Origin of the sequence: Methanobrevibacter sp. (assembly GCF_045220775.1) — an archaeon.
GTDB lineage: Archaea > Methanobacteriota > Methanobacteria > Methanobacteriales > Methanobacteriaceae > Methanocatella.
Genome location: NZ_JBGUWC010000018.1, coordinates 1 through 17,940, shown reverse-complemented (window position 1 = coordinate 17,940; position 17,940 = coordinate 1). Strand labels below are relative to the sequence as shown.

General features: G+C 34.7%; 16 protein-coding genes. 2 read left to right on the top strand and 14 right to left on the bottom strand.

Going from position 1 to position 17,940, the window contains the following annotated elements; translation table 11 throughout:
• Positions 1 to 175: 175 nt before the first annotated feature.
• From ACJROP_RS00840 to ACJROP_RS00795, 10 genes are all read right to left on the bottom strand, one after another.
• The gene (locus tag ACJROP_RS00840) at positions 176 to 604 is read right to left on the bottom strand and encodes a hypothetical protein (RefSeq protein WP_406533621.1); all 429 of its coding nucleotides are present in this window, start codon (positions 602 to 604) and stop codon (positions 176 to 178) included.
• Positions 605 to 1,831: a hypothetical protein gene (locus tag ACJROP_RS00835; RefSeq protein WP_406533620.1), complete on the bottom strand. Its 1,227-nt coding sequence runs from the start codon at positions 1,829 to 1,831 to the stop codon at positions 605 to 607.
• 123 nt (positions 1,832 to 1,954) lie between these two features.
• Positions 1,955 to 3,097: a DNA cytosine methyltransferase gene (locus ACJROP_RS00830; RefSeq protein ID WP_406533619.1), complete on the bottom strand. Its 1,143-nt coding sequence runs from the start codon at positions 3,095 to 3,097 to the stop codon at positions 1,955 to 1,957.
• Between the two features lie 170 nt (positions 3,098 to 3,267).
• Complete coding sequence (locus ACJROP_RS00825; protein ID WP_406533618.1) at positions 3,268 to 5,136, bottom strand: DNA/RNA helicase domain-containing protein; 1,869 nt, start codon at positions 5,134 to 5,136, stop codon at positions 3,268 to 3,270.
• Between the two features lie 2 nt (positions 5,137 to 5,138).
• A complete protein-coding gene (locus ACJROP_RS00820; RefSeq protein WP_406533617.1) occupies positions 5,139 to 5,453 on the bottom strand; it encodes a nucleotide pyrophosphohydrolase in 315 nt (104 codons plus the stop codon).
• A gap of 128 nt (positions 5,454 to 5,581) precedes the next feature.
• Positions 5,582 to 6,487 (bottom strand): TFIIB-type zinc ribbon-containing protein, encoded by a 906-nt coding sequence (locus ACJROP_RS00815; protein ID WP_406533622.1) that lies wholly within the window; start codon positions 6,485 to 6,487, stop codon positions 5,582 to 5,584.
• A 185-nt stretch (positions 6,488 to 6,672) separates the two neighbouring features.
• Entirely contained in the window at positions 6,673 to 7,095 is a 423-nt protein-coding gene (locus ACJROP_RS00810; RefSeq protein ID WP_406533616.1) for a very short patch repair endonuclease, read from the bottom strand.
• A gap of 147 nt (positions 7,096 to 7,242) precedes the next feature.
• Positions 7,243 to 8,544, bottom strand: coding sequence for a hypothetical protein (locus tag ACJROP_RS00805; RefSeq protein ID WP_406533615.1), 1,302 nt, complete (start codon positions 8,542 to 8,544; stop codon positions 7,243 to 7,245).
• Between the two features lie 132 nt (positions 8,545 to 8,676).
• Positions 8,677 to 10,389 carry a DUF262 domain-containing protein gene (locus ACJROP_RS00800; RefSeq protein ID WP_406533614.1) on the bottom strand — a complete coding sequence of 571 codons (1,713 nt, stop codon included), beginning with the start codon at positions 10,387 to 10,389 and terminating at the stop codon, positions 8,677 to 8,679.
• A 140-nt stretch (positions 10,390 to 10,529) separates the two neighbouring features.
• Entirely contained in the window at positions 10,530 to 11,204 is a 675-nt protein-coding gene (locus tag ACJROP_RS00795) for an endonuclease/exonuclease/phosphatase family protein (protein WP_406533613.1), read from the bottom strand.
• A gap of 359 nt (positions 11,205 to 11,563) precedes the next feature.
• Between ACJROP_RS00795 and ACJROP_RS00790 the strand changes: the two genes are divergently transcribed.
• Together ACJROP_RS00790 and ACJROP_RS00785 are read left to right on the top strand one after the other, a co-directional pair.
• On the top strand, positions 11,564 to 13,948 hold the full coding sequence (locus ACJROP_RS00790; protein WP_406533612.1) for a DEAD/DEAH box helicase family protein: 2,385 nt from the start codon (positions 11,564 to 11,566) through the stop codon (positions 13,946 to 13,948).
• On the top strand, positions 13,935 to 14,504 hold the full coding sequence (locus ACJROP_RS00785) for a class I SAM-dependent methyltransferase (RefSeq protein ID WP_406533611.1): 570 nt from the start codon (positions 13,935 to 13,937) through the stop codon (positions 14,502 to 14,504). The genes ACJROP_RS00790 and ACJROP_RS00785 overlap by 14 nt, the downstream gene beginning before the upstream one ends.
• Here ACJROP_RS00785 and ACJROP_RS00780 read toward each other — a convergent pair.
• The 4 genes from ACJROP_RS00780 to ACJROP_RS00765 all read right to left on the bottom strand — a co-directional run.
• Positions 14,487 to 14,981, bottom strand: coding sequence for a hypothetical protein (locus ACJROP_RS00780; RefSeq protein ID WP_406533610.1), 495 nt, complete (start codon positions 14,979 to 14,981; stop codon positions 14,487 to 14,489). The genes ACJROP_RS00785 and ACJROP_RS00780 overlap by 18 nt on opposite strands.
• An 18-nt stretch (positions 14,982 to 14,999) precedes the next feature.
• Complete coding sequence (locus ACJROP_RS00775; RefSeq protein WP_406533609.1) at positions 15,000 to 15,164, bottom strand: hypothetical protein; 165 nt, start codon at positions 15,162 to 15,164, stop codon at positions 15,000 to 15,002.
• 607 nt (positions 15,165 to 15,771) lie between these two features.
• Positions 15,772 to 17,211, bottom strand: coding sequence for a gamma-glutamylcyclotransferase (locus ACJROP_RS00770; protein ID WP_406533608.1), 1,440 nt, complete (start codon positions 17,209 to 17,211; stop codon positions 15,772 to 15,774).
• A 195-nt stretch (positions 17,212 to 17,406) separates the two neighbouring features.
• Positions 17,407 to 17,940 (bottom strand): ion channel (locus ACJROP_RS00765; protein WP_406533607.1); only part of this gene is annotated, 534 nt, incomplete at its 5' end.

Genomic DNA, 17,940 nt, shown 5'->3' with positions numbered 1-17,940 from the left:
CAAAGTTACATCCCATACTACAGGTGAGAAATATCCTGATGAAAATCTTCAAATTAATTTCAAAAGATTAATAATGAATCTAAATATAAGCATATCCTTTTTAAGAAATATAGTTCAAGCTGGATTTTTTGACTTTAAAAAGAATGATTAATATTATTTTTTCCAAATATTAAATTCAATATAAATGTTTTTTACAATTCCTAGAATCATCTACAGTTATAATAAAATCAACTAACTCCATGTGCTCCTCAGATTTATTTTGTATGAAATCTTTTTCAGGCAATCCAATTCCATATTTAATATTTTTACAATTCAATCGTTTTAAAATACTCTTTAAGTCATTAGAATAACTAACATCATTTTTTAAATTATCTAATTTAATAAAATCTTGTTCATAATAATAGGATTTGTTTTCCATAATGATGCATGTGGAGTCTTTATAGGCAATAATGTCCGGAATTATTGATTCTTTATTTTTTTCTAATCTATCATTTGGATGGATTAAAAAACCTGTTCCGCTCTGAGGATAATCAAAAGCGAAAATATTCCAATCATTCTCTTTTAAATAATATATTATGGATTTAGTTACAAGTTCCTCATTCATTTAACCATCCTTCCACAAACATCCATCTTTAAATAGAAGAGCATCCGCAAATACTGAATAAACTCTAAGTTCTTTCTTTTTTGTAAACCTGCAGCTATGATTTACTTGCATATAATATCTTGGAATATTATATTTTTTTGAAGAAAGGTCATTATAATCATCATAAGATAATAAACATTTATTTTTATCCCTTACCTGATTAACAGATCTCATAAAGTCATTTATAGAACTTTTACCATCAATAACGATTAACTCATCATTTTCCCCATCATATTCCAAGGTGCACCAAGCCATTACTAAATTCATAGAACGGTCTTCAATATTTTCACCAATTCTGGTGTTTAAATAATCTAATGCAGATAAAGCACCAGGATATGGGTCGCCCCTCAAGTTTGCATTAACCATATAAATTAATGTATCTTCACGAGACAACAATAAATCTCCAAAATCATAGTTTCTTCCAGAATATTTTGTTAAGAATTTTATTAATGAAGAAGTGGAAACTTTTATCGTGCTTGTATTTGGAGACCATATTCTATCATTACCTCCTTTTAAAATAAATTGTTCCTGCATCCAATCTCGCCTTTTAGAGACCAAAGGATTATTAATTAATAATAATTCTCTTTCATTATTAATTATCCTTTCTAAAAGTATATTAACAAATTTAAAGAACTCTTGCATCTCTGAATCTTTAGAATTAGGTAAACTCAAATAATTATCATCATGAATTAATCCTTTTGATGAAGAATAAGGAACATTAGTATAATCCCCATCAAACTCTGAAGGATAATAATATAAAAGAGCAGGAGAATTATGAATTTGCATTACTTTTTCCAACGCTCTAAAAACTGTTGGATTAATTGCATCCCATCTATCAGATGAAGCACGGTGAATAAAACCTGCCTCTGGATAGATATATGCTACAGGAATATTATATTCTGCTGCTGCAACTAATCTGGCAAATCTTTGAAATGCATTATGTCCGGTACCTGCTTCATGAGAAATTTCAACAGCTAAAACCGGTTTTTTATTGACTTCAATAATTATATCAACAGCATCCAAATATAAAATTCTCTTAATAGCTTCAGGAAGCCTGTGAAATTGTTTTGGTTTATTCGCATCACTTTCAACAAGTTCTTTAACATTGAATTCCAAATCATTTAAAATTGTATTTTCTGAAAGCCAATCAGCTGTTTCTTGTGTACTAACCCATAAATTAATGTTCATTTTAAACACACTACAATATTGTTAATAAAATATTAGAAAAATATAATTAATAAATTTTTTCAAATAAAAACAATATTGAGGAGAAATATAAATTAACAAAAATCTAAGGAAAATAAAATTAATTTATTTTGACAATTCCCCATATAAATTTTCAGCTATTGCCTGAGCTAACAAAGGAGGAACTGCATTACCTGTCTGCACTCTTTCTTGAACCATTCCTCCAGTAAACATGAAAGTATCTGGGAAACTTTGTATTCTTGCACGCTCGCGAATTGTTAAACCCCTATTATCTTCAGGGTGTCCAAATTGAAACTGAGGTCTAATCCCTCCACAAACTTGTGTGGGGCTAGGAGCATCCCAACTTAATCTAATTCTTTGTTTATAACGAGGATACATTGGTTCACCAGGTAATGTATTTTTTATTCTATCAACAGTTTTCTGAGGATGATTAGGAGCCTGATTATTGAATAAAAATTTACTGCCTTTTCTCATTAACTTTTGATATTCCGAAAATGGTTCTTTAGCATATTCTTTTTTATTTTCTTTTGGTTTTAATGATGGCATGTCGCCTATTGCATCTCTAACTGTCCTATAGTTATCAGGTGAAAATTTTTGTTTCGGAAAAGTAATATTAAAATTGGAACTTCCCCCTAAAAATATCAAGCGATTCCTTAATTGAGGAACACCATAATCAGCGGCATTTAACATTTTATATTCAACATTATACTTTTTGCCAATTTCTTCACCAGCTGAAATAATTTCTGATCTAATTGTTTCAACAACTTCACCATTTTTCATTGACTTCATTCCAGAAACATTTTCTAACATTATCATATCTGGTTTTAATATTTTTATAAACCTAACGAATTCATAAAATAATTGATTTCTAGGATCATCCTCTCTCCTTTTTCTATTATTTAAAGAAAAACCTTGACATGGAACACCACCAATTAAAACTTTTACGTTAATGCCATCCAATATATCTTCAATAAGTTCAGGAGAAATATCCTTAATATCTCCTAAAATTGTAGAAGAATTTTCATGATTCTTTTTAAAAGTGTTTAAAGCAGGAATTAAATGATCAATACCTAAAACAACATTAAAACCTGCACTTTGAAAACCATATGATGCTCCACCAGCACCACAAAATAAATCAACAACAGTATAAGGGTTAGTTTCATCAATTTCTTTTTTAAATATTTTTGGCTTGCCATTCCAAACATAACTACTTTCTTCAACTAACGAATTTGAATTACTTTTTGCCATAATAATCATCTAAATCAAATTTATATTTATTGCACCTTCAAAAATAAAACAATAGAACATTAATTTTTATTAAAACGCTGTTTAAATAATTGATTTTGAAAGTATATAAATATTTTGATATTTAAATTCTAATTTAACACGTTTTAGTCAATATTGGAAAGTAAATAAAATTACAACCTACTCAATTTTTCTTTAAAATATGTTTGAAGTTCCATATCTTCACAATAAATATAACATCCTTTCATTCCACGTGTCATTAAAGTGCGATAAGTATTTTTAATAATCTCATCTGCAATTTCTAAAGCTCCAACTGAATTTTCTTTATACATTTTTTTAATCCCTTTTAAAGATTGATCAGTTCTTGCTCTTTTCTCAAAATCAGTTACAATATGCTCACCATCAAATCGCATATCTTCCCCAATGATAACACCAACATAATCAAACTCCAAACCCTGTGAAGTGTGAATGCAACCTATTTCATTAACTGAATCCTCATCAATTGCCCAAGTATCGGAATTTCCCAAATTCCAGCTCATTGAAAAGTCATCAATGACTATGTCATGAACATCAGTATTGTTCTTTCCTTCCTTTATCCAATCCCAACAATAGCCTGCCAACAATCTAGCATTGTTATCAGTATTTTTTTCAAAAATCAAATCCCTTAATTCAGAAGGGGAATCGACAACCCTGAAGTCATAGTCAAAGTCAAATCCATCAAAGTTTGCAGTCTCTTCAATCTCAAGCACATCATTAAGCCATGACAAATAGCCATCAGATCCGTTGCATCTGAATTGCGATTCCAATTTGATGTGCTCAACTTCAGCATCAAAATAGTTACAAAACTCATAAATTGCTTCGACACTTCCATAATCCTTCAATGAAATCTTTTGATGCTTATCGATGAAAAATACGCTGAATTTGGCCGCATTGATTATTTCTTTAACTTGATTTTCACCCAAATTGCTGAATAGTCCAGATTTTTTATTCAAACGATGAGCTTCATCAACTATTATTGCATCAAATTCATTGCTTTCAGAAGCAGTAAACGATCCTGACCCCTTAAAGAGATTCTTCAAATAGCTTAAGGAATGCTTTCCTCCTTTCAATTTCTCAAAAAATACATTCCTAGGAGCAGAGTTTTTGGTAACATACAAAGACAGCATATCATCTGCCATGAGGTCCACTAACAGATTGATGGCCACGACAGACTTGCCTGTTCCGGGACCCCCTTCAACTATCAAAACCCTTTTCTTATCATCCAGATACGATTCGCGAGCCATCTTGATGGCCAGTTCATAGCATATCTTCTGCTCATCAATCATGACAAATTCCTTATTTCCATCAAGCATGCTAGCCAATGTATCCTGAAGCTTTTTGGAAGGTCGTATCTTTCCATTGTCAATCCTGAGCAGAATATCGGAGTTGTCGCCATATCGTATATATTTTTTAATGAAATTTCTTAGCTTCAATGCATCCCTTTTGCCGTATAAAGGTGCTTCATCAAAATAAGGCTTGTATATCTCATCAGTCAAAGGGTCTTCTTCAATAAAATCATAATTATGCAGATATGCGCAAGGATGAAGTCCGATTTCATCCTCCTCAACAGTTTGGTTGAAATTTTTGATCAATGATGCATATGACCAGACCTGATATGAAGGATGGGTGGTTTCCCTCAAACCGCCGCCTAAAATTGTTTTTACAACACCATCTTTCCCTTCTACTTTTTGGGCCTCGGACCATTGCTTAAGCTCGATTATCACAACTGAATCATCCTGAAACTGGTTCAACCCAGTTATTATGAAATCGATTCTCTTTGAGGTTGTCGGAATCGTGAACTCAATGGCCACTCCGCAGTCATCCGGTATCTCACTGTCTTCAAGAACCCTATACATATACTGCATCGAGTTTTCCCAAGACATAATCTGCGATTTTCCGGATTTGCCTATCTTCTGCTGATACATCTCATAAATCTCATCGGTTATCGAACCCGAAAACACCGAATCGACAAATTCCGCCTTTGAAGCCTCATAAACAATCATTGTTAAAACTCCGTATACTTAGTTGCATTGCCTTTTGATTTGTCAACAGGATACTTTATGGCATTCTTCTCCATTTTATCTAAAATTATTTCCTTAATATCCAAATCTAGACTATTTGCCATATAAATGCAATAGATTAAAACATCCGCCAACTCTTCAGAAACATCTTCCAGATTATAGTCTTTACCCCATTGGAAATGTTCTAGAAGTTCTGCCGCTTCAATAGAAATGGATTTTGCCAGATTTTCTGGAGTGTGGAATTTTTTCCAATCCCTTTCAACCTGAAATCGAATTAGCTTATCAAATATTTCATCCATAAAATCACTTTATATATCATCATATCAATATTATAATATTTGCATGTTTTAGAATTAATAAATATGCTTGAGAATAATTTGATTATGCTCCTCTTATTATCTAAAAGCATTCATTTCAACAGGAAAGGTCAATCCAAATATCGGTCAAATCCCTCACTTCTTTTTTTGAGCGTGGATGACGACACTTTCGCAACATCCGTTACATCCATCATCCGTATTTGTTTACCAGAGGCATTTGAAGCAGCGTATAATGCGGCGGCCGCCATAATATTTGACTGTCCAGAAGTTAATCCTCTTTCCTCGGCTTTTTCAATGATTTCAATGGCTTTTGACTCCACTTCACTAGAAAGCTCCAATTCTGATGCAAATCTTGGAACAAAATCTCTTGGTGAAGCCAGAGGCAATTTTATATTTAATTCACGAGTTAAGAATCTGTATGTTCTCCCAAGCTCCGTTTTGGAGATGCCTGACAATTCGCCAATTTCGGCAAGCGTGTAAGGAATTCTGAAACGTCTGCATGAAATGTATAAGGAAGCAGCCACCACTTTATTGATGCCCCTTCCTTTAATCAATTTATAGTCTAACGCTTTTCTATATGTTATGCTCGCATCTTCCCTCATGGTTTTTGGAAGGCTGAGCATTGTGGCTTGAATGTTGAGTTTATTCAACGCTTCTGCCAAATTTCTTTCATATGGTCCTGAAATTCTACCTTTTCTATCCAGTTTCCTTAATCTGCCCCATTGCTTCATGTTTCTTGAAGGAATGCTTTTTCCATGAATATCCTTGTTTTTGCTGTCAATCATTGTAGGCAAACCTTTATCATGGAGGGTGAATGAAACGGTATTTTCAATTGCTGCATCCTCATCCGTTCGTGAGAATCTGAATTCGTTGAATCCAAAACCCCTATCTGGAATATTTTCATCAATTACCAATCCGCAAAGAGCGCATACAACTTCCGCTCTTTTAAAATCGATGATGAATTCAAGAGACAGACATTCGGGACAAATATCTTTATTAAAAATATCCCTTTCAATAAGTTCTCCGCAACTAGCGCATCTAACATATTTTCTAGTCAAGCCCCAGAATCTATCATGGCCACAATAAGGGCAGGTGCCTTCTATCATAACGTTAACCTCATTAACATGTTCTAATATTTTGCTTGAAAACATTGACAAAAATGTGAATGCATTCCTCATATAATGACAAATAAGTTTGGAATCTACAGTTCAGATGTTATTTGAGCATATAATTCCTCAAGTGTCTGTTCAAGTTTGTCCTTTTTCAATTCACACTCCCACACAGTGATGACATTCCAACCCATTTCTTCAAGTTGCTTCCGATTGCGTTCGTCACGTTCCCTGTTTCCATATAGCTTCTTCTCCCAGTAATCGACATTGGATTTCGGCATTGACGCATACTTGCATCCCTCATGGAGATGCCAAAAGCAACCATGAACAAACACTACAGTATTATATTTCGGCAACACAACATCAGGGCTTCCGGGATATCTCCTGTCATTCTTTCGAAAGCGCAGACCTTTCGAAAAGAGATAACTGCGAACAAGAATTTCCGGCTTGGTGTCCTTGCCCCTGATCCGAGACATGACATAGCTGCGTGTCTCTTTGCTAAACTTGTCAACCATATGAATCAACTCCGATATGAATGTTCATAAGGATAATTTTCCATTTATTTTGTTCACTATAGACATTTTAATCTATATAAATTATAAAATTTGCATACTCCACTACTGGTTCGCGAAATAATTTTAATTCAGACAATGCTTTTCAAATCAATATTCTTTAACCGAATCTATTAACCTAGCCATTTCCTCCAAAATATTTTCAACATCCTCATCACCAGATTTGGATATAGTAATTAATAATTCTTCATGAAGAGAATCCAGTTTACTGCTTATCTCATTTAAAACATCCATATTCGATTTAATTTCGTTTTCTAATTCATCTGAATAAACATTTGCAGAATCAATCATTAACACAGTATTATCTAGTTTTTTATAAAATATTTTTGAGCAATCATCAACACGATTATTGAATTTAGAATTTGTCATTTGAGGAGCAGGAAAACATTTTTCAATTAATTCGTGCGTATTTTTTTCTTTTAATAAAAATTGAGATTGCAATCCATTAATATGAAGTTTATAATCTTGTTTTTTTTGTTTTGAAGTGCGTTTAGGCTTGCTATTTTCAGCCTTTTGGTTGGAATTTATTTCATCATCAATGCTAAAAATATCTATGTGTTCAATGACCTCATCAACATCACTTTCAAAATCTGGATTAATCTTCATGCATTTCAAATGAAACTCTTCAAATTTTTCATCGACTAATCTGCCTTTGTAAAACCATTTGGCAATAACATCTGTTGAAATGAATGCGACATTATTTAAATCATATAATGAATAGCCTTGAGAAATTAACTTTAAAACAAGATTCATCTTATCTGCAATTCTCTTATCTAACTGGGTTTCAATATTTATATCCTTTTCCAATACATCTTCTCCAACTAAATTGTCATAAGAGTCATCAATACCTCTCCTTTTTTTAAAATCATTTAGATTTTGCCAAAGCAAATGTAGATATTCATTATAAATAGTTTTTTCATCAGATGTGATTTCACCATCACATCCGATAAATGATTCCCCTAATCTGGCAAATAATGCAAAAAGATTTTCAGAATATATTGGTGCTGCATGGGATATCATTAAATCTTTGTTTACAATCTCCGCTTCACAGAAGAACATGAATGAAATTGGAATATGGTTTTTAAAATCCTTATTTAATTTAAAAATAGCAAACTTTCGAATTTCATCTTTAGTATAATCCAAATCCAAACAATTATTAATGAATTTAACCTCTTCATCAGCAATATTCCCGTCACCCAGTCCCAAGTAACATAGCCAACTGAATATGTCATTGATTAATAAATATTCAATCCCAAATCCTTCGGATTTCCAATCAAATATCAAAGGTGATTTTTCAAAAGAGAAACTAATGTTATCATCATCGATATATTCAGTAACTTTTCTTGCACCAACAATATAATCTTTCAGAATCTCCAACTTATTTGTATCCATAAAACCACTGAAATCATTCAAATATATTCTGTTGAAACCATATTAAATTTTTATCGTGAAATCCTTGTTGCATATTCCCTCAGATATCCTCAATTTACATATCTTATTAAATGTTCTTTATAATAATCCACATCACAATAATAACTCTTTTAAAGCCTTGCTCATTAATTCCTGTCGTTTCTCCATAAACTCTTCGAAATTAGAAAGTTCATATGATATGTCTTCAGGAAGATACTTTACATTATCACGATTTCCAGGTTCTTTTAGCCAATCGGTCAGGGGCATTGCATTTTTAGATTCGTTTTCCCTTCCCTCCAGCAATTGCAAGTTTGCCAATGCGTCTCTACGCCTTCGCCAATCCTCTTTTGTATCATCATCAATCACTTTGCCGTCTGGAAGTATCAAATCGCTGATGTTCTCCTCTTCAAAACTAGAGTGAGGATGCATATGATCAAGATGGAATTCATTTTGGCCATATTTCAAATTAGGATACAGAAGAGACAAAATCATAAATTTATACTGGCGTTTCTCATATGTATCGAACATTGAGTCAATCTCATCTACAGTATATCGAAGGGTTTTCTCGCCTGTGAATCTTACGTTATTGAGGTTTGACATGCTGAACGAGTTAGCAGGTGCTGCCTTTAATGCACTCCTAATATTTGTCAATGCAGCATTTGTTGCTGCACCGAAAATCTGTTTTACTTGTGCTATGACAATATATTTTCTTAACTCACTTTTGCTACTTGGGTCAAAATTTCCTCCCTTAAATCTGTAATAGACCATAGGGGAAACGGCAACATAAGAAACCATGTTCTCTGAATTGAATCCAAATTCATTCAACAAATCCACTGTGTCCGTGATGGCTTTGCGAATATCTCCCCAATTATCTTTGATCTTAAGGACACTGTCCTTTTTGAATGTTTCCACTTTTAGTGTCACCGGCATGTCTAAAAGATAAAGACAGGTGCGCATTATGAAATCATTGGAAAACTTGAATCCTTCTCCTTTTTTATTAATCTCAGAAAGAAGATTATCAATCTCATCTCTTGCATTGTCCCAATGCGAAACGATTGTTGAAAACAACAAATCACTCTTTGACAGTACTGTTCCTCCTGAATTTACCCTTACGAAAATATCCAAAACACTATCAATAGAGTCTTCCTCAACTTCAAAATAATTGATTATCTCATCACGAACCAATCTTGTATGTAAAAGAGAAATGTTTTTTCTTGCGACTTCATCTTTTGCCCAGTCACTATTAAGTATAACTTCCGGCAAATCTTCAGTTGAATATTTGAGAATATCCTTTACCAGATACCAAATCTTGCCGTCCTTATTTTTCGCAGCCTCTTCAGCAGTCAAAAACTTAAAATTATAAGTGATATCCTCATCATCAATCTTTTCACTATGCAAATCAAAATACAATTCTTTTTTTGGAAAAGCATCATCATTATTCCATCGTTTCCTCGGTAGTTTTCTACTCATGCTGCCCTGGAGAGCAATATACAATGAAGTTAGTCTCTGTTGCCCATCCAAAACAGCCCACATTGTTTCATCCCCTGTGCATATTAACGGATGAGGGGCTGCGGGATTTTTATTCATGTCCCTATCATGATAATCTTTTATAAATTCATACATGGAATATTCCTTATGATTTACAGTTTCCTTCTTTACTTTCCAAAACAAAAATGTTCCAATTGGGTACCCCAACATGATAGAGTCGAATAATCTTGTAATCTGGGAATCCTTCCACACATATTTTCGCTGAATGGCCGGAAGATACATTTCCCCTCTTTCCACATCTTTCAATATGGTTTTAATACTTTTTTTCTCATACGCCATAATAAACCTCATTAGCTACTCGTTTTAATCTGATTTCAATTGGAAATAAAAGACTGCAGAAATGTTACATGTAATATTTATTATCCGTTTTAATTCCAAAAGAGTCATGCCATCCTATTTTAGCCATTATTTCATCTAAATTATATCTTAAACGCTAAAGGCAAATGATCACTTACAGTTAACCATTTATAGAAATCTAAAATTTCAAATTTTTTCACAACGTTTTCACCTGCATAAACATAATCCAGATGAAATGGATTATTCAAATGCCTTGCTTGGTAAAATGTCATTGATTTTTCATTTCCTTGCTCATCACCAGTCAAATCATGATAAACACTGATTAAATTTTTATTTTCAAGTTTTTTATGCAGTTCCGTGTGGTTTTTCCTTTTTGGATGCTCCCTATTGAAGACCACATTACTGTTAAAGTCTCCGCACATTATGAGATTTTCATCAAATAAATCTTCGTTTGCATCAAAAAAATCATGAATCATTTCAACATATTTCGGCATTGCCCACACGCCAAGCAAGTTGAACGAATCATTTACACGAACTGCAATGAAATGTTTAAAATCATCAGCAGCAAATCCTATTTTTTCCAGTTCAATATGATTTTTTGCAAATATCCCCAAACCTTTGTAATGGATATCTCCAGTCCAAAGGTAATTGTCTCCAGCAAATTCCTTGTATTCTTTAGATTTTGATTCACAAGGATTTTCACATTCCTGAATAATGTATATATCAGCATCTTCTTCTGATACATTAATAAATTTCTCCCTAAATTTACCATTGCAGTTCCATGATATGATTTTCATATAATTTAGTATATATAATGTTAGTAATATACTTTTAAACACGATACTTTATGACATTGATGGAGATAAATGGGCTCCAAGCCAAATCGATTTTGACAAAGCACCTATTATACCTCTTTTAACTCCTTAAAACACATTGAAGAAAATACTAACTTGAAAATAAATGAATCTTATTGGAATTTCGTGAAAAGACCCCTTAAGCTTAAAGAGTATTGGTTTGAAAAGGCAGTCTTGCCAACACATGAAATGACCCAAACAAATATTTAGCAATCGAATCAAATAAGAATACAAAGACAATGTATAACGAATTTAGAATTGAAGCAAGACTTAAAAACTATTTTTTTTAAAGGAGAATCAATATGAAACATAATGCATTTACAGGAAACAATGAGAAATTTTTAAATCAAATAAGACAAAGCATCTCAAATGCAGAAAGCATTGATATAATTGTTTCGTTTCTAATGCAATCAGGAGTAAGGCAAATCATAGATGACTTGAAAAGCACAGATGCAAAAATAAGAATCCTGACAAGCAAATATTTAAACATCACCCAACCTGAAGCACTTTACATCCTTAAAAGTGAATTGCCTAATCTGGATTTGCGCTTTTACAGCCGACAGGACAAAAGCTTCCATCCGAAAGCTTATATCTTCCACACAAAAGACGACTCTGAAATCTATGTCGGATCTTCAAACCTTTCAAGGGGAGCGCTTACGACATCCATAGAATGGAATTACCACTTTACAAAATCAGATAATGAAAAAGATTTCAATTATTTTTACAATGAATTTGAAGACCTCTTCGAAAATCATTCTATTCAGGTTACTGATAAGGAACTGAGGGAATACTCAAAATCATGGATTAGGCCCAAGTTCACTAAACCTCCATCAGATGAAAAAGAGCCTAAAGAATTCAAGCCTCGAGGCCCGCAAGTTGAAGCATTATATGCATTGAATAAATCTCGTGAAGAGGGCTACGACAAAGGGCTGGTTGTTGCAGCTACAGGTACAGGAAAAACATATCTTGCGGCATTCGATTCAAAAAATTATGAAAAAATACTGTTCATAGCCCATAGAGAAGAAATCATAAAGCAGGCAGAAGAAAGCTTCAGGAACGTCCACACCAACAAGTCCACCGGATTTTTCTATAACACAATAAAAGATACGGATTCCGACATCATTTTCGCACTGGTTCAAAGCCTGGGTAGGGAATATAATCTAAAGAGATTCAAAGAGGACCAGTTCGACTACATCATCATCGATGAGTTCCATCATGCGGTTGCAAACAGTTATAAAAACGTTTTGAATTACTTCAACCCAAAATTCATGTTAGGATTAACTGCAACCCCCGAAAGGCTGGACAACAGGGACGTTTTCGCATTATGCGACTACAACAATGTTTATGAAATCCGTCTTAAGGAAGCAATCAACAAGGGATTTCTGGTTCCGTTCAAATATTATGGAATCTATGATGATACTATCGATTATTCAACCGTTAATATGAGAAACGGAAAATATGACGAAAAGGACCTGGAAGTGAAACTAATGATCAATAAAAGGGCAGAATTAATCTATAACCATTATCTGAAGTACAATTCCACTACTGCAATCGGATTTTGCTCTTCAATAAACCATGCATTATACATGGCGGAATATTTCAACATCCACAACATCCCGTCCGCTGCCGTCCACAGCGGCGAACAGGGCGAATACACACAGGAACGTTCCGAGGCAATAGCCAAGCTTAAAAGCAATGAGCTAAAAATACTCTTTACCGTTGACATGTTCAATGAGGGTGTTGACATCCCCTCAATCGATACCGTGCTGTTTTTAAGGCCTACACAGTCCCAAACAATATTCCTGCAGCAATTGGGCAGGGGCTTGAGAAAAAGTGAAAATAAAACCCATTTAAAGGTCTTGGATTTCATCGGCAATTACAAAAAGGCCAATTTCATCCCATTTCTTTTGAGTGGCTCAAATTATGATAGAACAACTCTTTTGAAAAAATCCGTTCTGGAATTTGAATATCCTGAAGACTGTTATATTGATTTTGACTTCCAACTGGTTGACCTTTTCAAGATTCAAGCGTCTCAAGAGTTGAAAGTAAAGGACAAAATAATTCTAGAATTCAACTCCGTCAAGGAGGACTTGGGTCACAGGCCTTCAAGGGTCGACCTGTTTTTAGGCATGGACGAAGGCGTAATGGGTGCAATGAAGACAAGATCAAAGCTGAACCTGTTTAATGATTATCTCACTTTCCTGTCTGACAATAGAGAATTGACTTCAGAAGAGGAAAGAATAATCAACACAAAAGCCCATGAATTTCTAAAGACAATTGAAAATACAAGCATGACCAAATCCTATAAGATGCCCATTCTAAAGGCATTCTACAATAATGGAGACATAAAAATGGAGATTTCAGATGATGATGTCTACATATCCATGAAAGAATTCTACTCCTATGCTTCCAATGGAGTCGACATGCTTAAGGACAAATCAACAAAAGACTATAAGACCTGGCCTAAAAGGAAATATGTCTCATTGGCCAAAAGAAACCCAATCAAATTCCTGAACAAGTCTCATGGAGAATTTTTCATTAAAAAGGATGGTTGTGCACTTGCCTTGAATGATGATTTAAAAGATTATATTAATTTGGAAAGCTTTAAGCAGCACTTCCAAGATATAATTGAATACAAGACACTTAATTACTACAAATACAGGTTTGAGAAAAATGAATTATTATGATGAAAATGCCCAAGAGTTCTTTGACGGAACCGTAGATGCTGACATGAGCCAACACCATGAGGAATTCCTTAAGTTGATTCCTGAAAATGGAACTATCTTGGATGCAGGATGCGGATCCGGACGTGACACATTAAAATTCAAATCCTTAGGATATAATGTAAAAGCAATAGACGGTTCCGAAGAGATGTGCAAACTGGCAAGTGAATATTCAGGTGTTGATGTTAAACACATGCAATTTCAGGATATTAATTTCATTGATGAGATTGATGGAATATGGGCATCAGCATCACTTTTGCATGTTCCAAGCGAAGAAATAGAATATGTATTGGATAAATTAAAAAACAGCTTAAGGAAAACCGGAATACTCTATGCATCATTCAAATACGGTGATTTTGAAGGTGAGAGAAACGGCAGGTTCTTCAACGATTTGACTGAAGACACCGCAATTGACTTATTTGAAAAAACAGGCTTTGAAGTCATAAAGACATGGCTTACAAATGATTCAAGACCCGAAAGAAAAGATAGATGGACTAATATATTAGTCCGTAAAATCTAAAGAGTTTATCATATCTGCGGTTTCCTTATCGGACGGTGTTGCCACATAAACCATAGTATTGGTCGAAACATCCTTCACGCAAGCAGAATACAATTTTTCCCCATTCATGAACTCAATTTCATGAATGCAAACACCATCAACCATCCAGTTGGTCTTTTGAAGCTCTCCATTAAGAAAAGATTTTTTAGAATCCTTTTTGAAATTCATCATTTTATCAAATTGGATGACATTGATTACCCTATCTCCTGTATCATCAGCCAAAGATACATGCCCGCTCTCAATATGATAAACTGTGAAGTTCTTGCGGGAACTGTTTAAGGTAAAGGTTTCAAAATCAAATTGACCATCAGCAGGCATAAAGACTTCGCCTTGCGTAAAATTGCCATCATCCAACTCCATGCACAATACAGGATTCAGAAAGGCAACCAAGCAACACACAAATAATGTAAATGCAATCACTAAAATCTCCAATCTCATATTATCTCCTCGCCAATGCTAGAACCTGACATTGTAGGTCAGGTAGTAAAAGTTTCTCAATGCCAAAAAGGCATCGCCGCTCATACAGTAGCTATAAACCATAAAGAATACTGTATGGGTTACTAAAATTATCAACAAGATCAAAAGGACTGTTTTCAGTTCCTCTTTTAAAAATTCATACATATGCCCCTCCACGGAGCGGTTTTAAATTCAAAGTATCAACTCCTAATAATTTCGGTTTAATTTCAAGAGTTCAAATATAATGGCATGGTTGTTATATTTACTTCTTGCAGTAATATCTATGGATTAAATCATTAATGTAGTTTGCGATTTAAAATGCATCATCAAATAACATCACTAAAGTCATGATGAAATCCTATAAATAGGATAAGGGAATATAATCTTAAGCATGTATTCAAATCTCGCTTCAGATATATTCACCTTGATTTTCATGATAGTGATTTTCATAGCCATCGTCTCATTCTGCTGTTCAACCGACAATAGCTCTTCCGGCAGTTATAAAACCAGCAGGAATACAACCACCACAAACGCCAGTTATGGAAGCAGCCATCGTGAATGCCCCGCCTGCGGCGCGCCCAACTATGACGGCTACTGTGAGGAATGCGGCTATCCGGACATCAATCAGGGATGGCTGGGTGAAAATTTCTAGCAATGATTTTTAAGTATTCAAAGATTTTATCCTCCCAATTGTAGATCGGCAATAACCTGATTTGCCTATAAAAACCTCATGCTCTTCAGATACTGATTTAAAAAAAGGGATGAAAAAAGATTATCTTCTGAGGCAATCATTAAGATAATCATTTATATCTTCATCTGACTTTTCAGGCCAGTTTTCCTTTATTCCATCAGCCAAAGTATCCAGATATTGTTGACTTGGTTTATTAGATTCATGGGGAATTTTTTTAGTAATTGTTTTTACTTCAAAACCGTCCATTGGGTCAAGGTCAACAATATCTCCATACCATCCGTTGCCATCAGGGTATCTTTTGCCATTTTCTTGAGTTGCGACATGCCTAAATTGGTCTTTTGTTATAAGGTAAGCGACTCCAAGCGCCTTTCCATCTTTGGTCAAATCAAGAAATGAAACCCCCTGATATTGCCAGTTGGATGAATTTTTGGCAAAGTACATGTCATAAGGAACATCAAAAGCTTTGACTGCCACTGGGGGTGTTGTGTCCTCACAAGGAGGGTACTCCCTGCTGCCTTCGTAATGCCCTCCTTTTATATATGTCATGAATCTTTCCTCAAGCATATTGCTTCCATAGGAAACATACCATACATATTCCTCATTCCATGCAGGTATCTTTTCAAGGCTTGAAACATCCCCAAGGTAAACGTAAACCAAAGCAAAGGTTGTTTTTCCCTCTGCACAGGTTACTGTTTCGCATTTTTTGGCATAGAGAGAGCCTTCGCCTTCAAGGGAGTCGATTGATGGGATGTCTTCTATCGGAACCTGATAAAGCTCGCCGATTATAAGGCTATCGCCAGGTACGATTGCAGGATACCATCCGACATTGTACATGTCATAGCCTTCAATGAAGGCTTTTCCAAGGCATTTGCTGCTGTCAAGGTATCCATGATTGCCTTCGCCGCTCATGAGGGTTCCATAGACAAAGACTTTCCTTTGAGAAAAGTATTTGTTTATGGCCTTGATTTCGTCCTCATAGCTTTCGCCCCATGGCCCAAGGAAGTTTTCCTGAGATTCTCTATCCTTGAAATAGGATATGATTTTTTTAATCATTTCAGTAAATTCAGGGCAAAGGTCCGGGTAGAGGTCAATGAATTCATTGAGTCCTGCCTTGATGAAAATGTTTAAAGCTTCAATTTGGCCTTTGAAAGCTTCATAGCCGTGTCCGCGCAAGTTTCTTGCACAGGAAGCCTTAAGCCCGTTTGAAAGTGCAGATTTCTCTTTTGAGGTGAATGATTCGGAATCTGTAAGGAATGCCTTGATGAGGGTTGCGGTGCAGAGGTATGTTAGAATATAGCAGAAGTCCACTCTTGCATCGCTTGGAATCTTGTATGAATCGAAAAGCTTGAAGCTTCCGTCATCATCCTGGAAATCAAGGATGGTGCTTAAGTTTTTCTCCCATATGATATCCTTGAAGTCTGCCTTCTCATCGAAGAAATATTCCAATCCGGAAATCATTTCGTCAAGTTCGTCAAATTTAGGTTCGTTGCATTTTTGCTTATTTAGTTTTAAAATTTTCATGGTAATGGTCCTCCGTTAAATTTATTTTTAAAAAAAGCCATAATATAAATAAGGCTTGTTCTAAAAACTTTTGTGGTGTTGTTCTTAGAACATATTATATTGTACTTAATCAATATATAAATCTTTCGGTTTTTTCAGGAATAATATATTCACCACATAATCTGCATTAGATCTTAATGATAAATAACATTCCATTTATTCACCCTGATTTTTAATCAATTCTTTAATCTCAAGGATTTCATCTTGAAGCTTCTGATTCTGCTTTTGAGTAGTTTCAAGTTCCTTTTTAATATTATCCAGTTCCTCATTGATTGACTTGGCATTTTCCTCAACGATTCTGCCCATGTCATCCTCCTCCTGGTTCAGCAGCCTGTCTGTGAGATATGATGACATCGCAGCCGTGATTGTGGAGAAAACGAATATGCCTATGAATATCAGAAGTACCGTAATTACCTTTTCGTTGAATGTCTTCGGCACCACATCCCCGTAGCCGACGGTGGCCAGGGTCACCACGACAAAATAGAAATCATCAAAGAAGTTATAGGTCGGGCCCATTATGTAGAGCAGTGCGGTGAATATGACTATGATGATGACTATTGCGCCGAAGATTATGTCCATGTTTGTCTTTTTGACGAACCTGTCGGCGTCATGGTAGAGCCTGTTGAAAAGTGCAATTATCCTCAAAAGCTTCAAAAGCCTCAAGTACTTCAGAACTCCCATCTGCGGAAT

What these genes read in the sequence shown, in the direction of transcription:
- ACJROP_RS00820 (WP_406533617.1), bottom strand. Translation starts at nt 5,453, where the DNA reads ATGGATGAAATATTTGATAAGCTAATTCGATTTCAGGTTGAAAGGGAT.
- ACJROP_RS00770 (WP_406533608.1), bottom strand. Translation starts at nt 17,211, where the DNA reads ATGAAAATTTTAAAACTAAATAAGCAAAAATGCAACGAACCTAAATTT.
- ACJROP_RS00780 (WP_406533610.1), bottom strand. Translation starts at nt 14,981, where the DNA reads ATGAGATTGGAGATTTTAGTGATTGCATTTACATTATTTGTGTGTTGC.
- ACJROP_RS00840 (WP_406533621.1), bottom strand. Translation starts at nt 604, where the DNA reads ATGAATGAGGAACTTGTAACTAAATCCATAATATATTATTTAAAAGAG.
- ACJROP_RS00775 (WP_406533609.1), bottom strand. Translation starts at nt 15,164, where the DNA reads ATGTATGAATTTTTAAAAGAGGAACTGAAAACAGTCCTTTTGATCTTG.
- ACJROP_RS00805 (WP_406533615.1), bottom strand. Translation starts at nt 8,544, where the DNA reads ATGGATACAAATAAGTTGGAGATTCTGAAAGATTATATTGTTGGTGCA.
- ACJROP_RS00835 (WP_406533620.1), bottom strand. Translation starts at nt 1,831, where the DNA reads ATGAACATTAATTTATGGGTTAGTACACAAGAAACAGCTGATTGGCTT.
- ACJROP_RS00795 (WP_406533613.1), bottom strand. Translation starts at nt 11,204, where the DNA reads ATGAAAATCATATCATGGAACTGCAATGGTAAATTTAGGGAGAAATTT.
- ACJROP_RS00790 (WP_406533612.1), top strand. Translation starts at nt 11,564, where the DNA reads ATGAAACATAATGCATTTACAGGAAACAATGAGAAATTTTTAAATCAA.
- ACJROP_RS00830 (WP_406533619.1), bottom strand. Translation starts at nt 3,097, where the DNA reads ATGGCAAAAAGTAATTCAAATTCGTTAGTTGAAGAAAGTAGTTATGTT.
- ACJROP_RS00810 (WP_406533616.1), bottom strand. Translation starts at nt 7,095, where the DNA reads ATGGTTGACAAGTTTAGCAAAGAGACACGCAGCTATGTCATGTCTCGG.
- ACJROP_RS00785 (WP_406533611.1), top strand. Translation starts at nt 13,935, where the DNA reads ATGAATTATTATGATGAAAATGCCCAAGAGTTCTTTGACGGAACCGTA.
- ACJROP_RS00825 (WP_406533618.1), bottom strand. Translation starts at nt 5,136, where the DNA reads ATGATTGTTTATGAGGCTTCAAAGGCGGAATTTGTCGATTCGGTGTTT.
- ACJROP_RS00800 (WP_406533614.1), bottom strand. Translation starts at nt 10,389, where the DNA reads ATGGCGTATGAGAAAAAAAGTATTAAAACCATATTGAAAGATGTGGAA.